Raw genomic sequence first — 2,971 nt, forward strand, 5'->3', positions numbered from 1 at the left:
AGAAGCCTGGAATTTCATCGCCAATGACGCAGCTCGAATTACCTCAATCGGAACCAGAGACTGGGCATGCGTCAATCTTTAGGGCTGCTGGTATTAGAGTCTCTTTCTGACGATGATGCCGCGCGACAATCAACATGAGAACGCGCGTCAATCAGGATGAGAATCCCGTGTGGGGGGAGGCTGTGAGGGCGTAGCCCGAGCAGGCTCCCCCCACACGGGACACATTTCCCTTTTTGGGTGTGTCTGGCTGGCCGTGATCGGCCGGGTAAGGTCTGGGCTTCGTTAAAAGGAGCACCACTACCTTGACCGGTCGCCCAATCACCGATCAGCAGATGAGATTGTTCATGAACCTTCGCGACCATGGAAACACACTACGACAAGCCGCCGCCAAGACCGGCTTCAGCACCGCCACCGCCTACCGGGCCCTGCAGGACCCGCGACCGCCGTCACAGAAAAAGCCACCGCGCAGCCGGCGCCGGCCCGACCCGCTGGAAGCGGTGTGGGAGACTGAGGTCGTGCCAATTCTCGTCGCCGCACCCGGGCTTCGTGCCGTCGCTGTCCTCGAGGAGCTTCGCCGCCGTCATCCGGAGATCGATGCCGGCGTGCGCCGCACCCTGGAACGCCGCATCCGGCTCTGGCGCGGCCTGCATGGGCCGGCGCAGGATGTCATGTTCCGGCAAATCCATCCGCCCGGGGCACTCGGTCTGTCGGATTTCACCGACATGGCGGATCTCGGCGTGGCTATCGCCGGCGGGGGGCTGGACCATCTGCTCTATCATTTCCGAATGCCAAACTCCGGCTTCCAGAACGGCCATGTCATTCTCGGCGGCGAGAGCTTCACCGCCCTGGCCGAGGGTTTGCAAAACGCCTTGTTCACCCTCGGCGGGGTGCCTGCCCGTCATCGCACGGACAGCCTTTCCGCGGCATTCCGCAACCTCGACGCCGCCGCGGCCCAGGATCTTACCACCCGCTACGCCGCCCTTTGCCAGCATTTCGGCATGGAGCCGACGCGCAACAACACCGGTGTTGCGCATGAGAACGGTGCCATCGAGAGCGCGCACGGGCATCTCAAGAAGACCATCGCGGACGCCCTTTTGCTGCGAGGCAGCCGGCAATTCGACAGCCTGACCGCCTACCGGCGCTTCATCGACGATATTTTCGGCCGCCATAACGCACACCGCGCCAAAGCCATCGACATCGAACGCGCCAGTCTGGCCGCATTGCCGGCAAACCGCGCGGTAGATTTCGAGGAGGTCCTCGTCCACGTCACGTCAACCAGCGCGTTCGTCCTGCGCAAGGTTTTCTACACCGTACCGTCACGGCTGATCGGCCAGCGCCTGCGTGTGCGCCTTTATGACGACAGGCTCGAATGTTTCCTCGGCGCCAGCCCGGTGCTCAGCCTGGTGCGCGGCAGGCCGGATCATGCCAGTGGCCGGCACAGCCACGTCATCGATTATCATCACATCATCCACGCGCTTCGCCGCAAGCCAATGGCCCTACGTAACCTGGTCTATCGCGATCAGCTGTTCCCAAGGCCAGCCTATGCCAGGGCCTTCGATGCCCTGCTGGCCAGCCGGTCAGACCAATCCGCCTGCAAAATCACCGTGGAGTTGCTTGGCCTGGCCCATGACAACGCCTGCGAGGCCGAACTGGCCCAAGCGCTCAATATCGAACTCGACGCCGGCCGGTTGCCCTGTCTCGACATCTTGCGCGAACGCTTCCGCCCTAACCTCGCCCGCCTGCCAGCCGTCGTTATTCAGAGCGTGTCACTCGGATTGTACGACGAACTTGGCACCGGCCGCATCGGAGATGCCGCATGACCAAAGATTCCAACGCTGCCGATACCGCCCGTCTGGCCTTTCTGCTGAACGAACTGCGCCTGCCGGCCATCAAGCTTCTTTGGCCGGATATCGCCGCCCAGGCAGACAAGCAAGGCTGGCCTGCCGCGCGGTTCCTCGCAGCACTCGCCGAACATGAACTCGCCCAGCGCGCCATGCGCCGCACTGAGCGCCATCTGCTCGAAGCCCGTTTGCCCGTTGGCAAAACCCTCGACAGCTTCGACTTCAATGCCGTCCCCGTCATCAGCAAGGCCCACATCATGGCGCTCGCCACCGGCAATGCCTGGCTGGAGACCGGCGCCAATTTGTTGCTGTTTGGCCCGGCCGGCACCGGAAAGTCGCATCTCTCGGCAGCCATTGGTCTGGCGCTTGTCGAAGCCGGATATCGTGTCCTGTTCACCAGAACCACCGATCTGGTGCAGCGGCTGCAGGTCGCACGCCATGAACTTGCCCTCGAAGCGGCGATCGCCAAACTCGACCGCTACCACCTGCTCATCCTTGACGACATCTCCTACGTCACCAAAGACCAAGCTGAGACCTCGGTGCTCTTCGAGCTTGTCAGTCGCAGATACGAACATCGATCCATCCTGATCACCGCAAATCAGGCATTTGGCGAGTGGAATCATATTTTTCCAGACCAGGCCATGACGCTCGCCGCTGTCGACCGCCTCGTTCATCACTCAACCATTCTCGAAATGAACGTGGAAAGCTACCGGCGCCGCGCGGCAATCGACCGTAAACAAACCGTCGGCCGGCCAGCAGCACGCCAAACACAAAAGACAATCACAGAAGTCGACGAACTGCTTGATTGACGCAACTTGATTGCCGCGCCGCGACAATCAACCCCGATTAGCACTTGCATTCAACCGCAAACACGATACCCTCAACCACATCGCGGCCAGAATTTTCTCATCCAGATTGCCGCTAATTCTCATCCAGTTTGTCGCGCTACAATCTGAATCGTTTTGGGATTCCGGCGCGACTGAAAATCTGATTCAAGCTTATTGCTGGATCGGAGGTCAGCACGGGATGGAACGACATTATTCGAATGATCTGAGGGAACGTGTTGCGGCGGCGGTTTTGGCTGGCCGCTCGTGCCGCGCGGTGGCTGCGTTGTTTTCGGTGAGTGTTGC

General features: G+C 61.0%; 2 protein-coding genes and 1 pseudogene. All 3 read left to right on the forward strand.

What is annotated here, in order from left to right; translation table 11 throughout:
• The first annotated feature begins 332 nt into the window (after positions 1–332).
• Positions 333–1,820: an IS21 family transposase gene (istA, locus tag HKL97_RS00090; protein WP_291421630.1), complete on the forward strand. Its 1,488-nt coding sequence runs from the start codon at positions 333–335 to the stop codon at positions 1,818–1,820.
• Positions 1,817–2,650, forward strand: coding sequence for an IS21-like element helper ATPase IstB (gene istB, locus HKL97_RS00095; RefSeq protein ID WP_291421628.1), 834 nt, complete (start codon positions 1,817–1,819; stop codon positions 2,648–2,650). Before istA ends, istB begins: the two co-directional genes overlap by 4 nt.
• 10 nt (positions 2,651–2,660) lie before the next feature.
• Positions 2,661–2,971, forward strand: a pseudogene (locus HKL97_RS00100) (hypothetical protein); the annotation flags it as partial.

The organism is Acidocella sp. (assembly GCF_013044125.1).
In the GTDB taxonomy this organism is placed as follows: Bacteria; Pseudomonadota; Alphaproteobacteria; order Acetobacterales; family Acetobacteraceae; genus Acidocella.

Excerpts from the sequence above, each read along its gene's own strand:
- istB (WP_291421628.1), top strand. The coding sequence starts at position 1,817 with ATGACCAAAGATTCCAACGCTGCCGATACCGCCCGTCTGGCCTTTCTG.
- istA (WP_291421630.1), top strand. The coding sequence starts at position 333 with ATGAGATTGTTCATGAACCTTCGCGACCATGGAAACACACTACGACAA.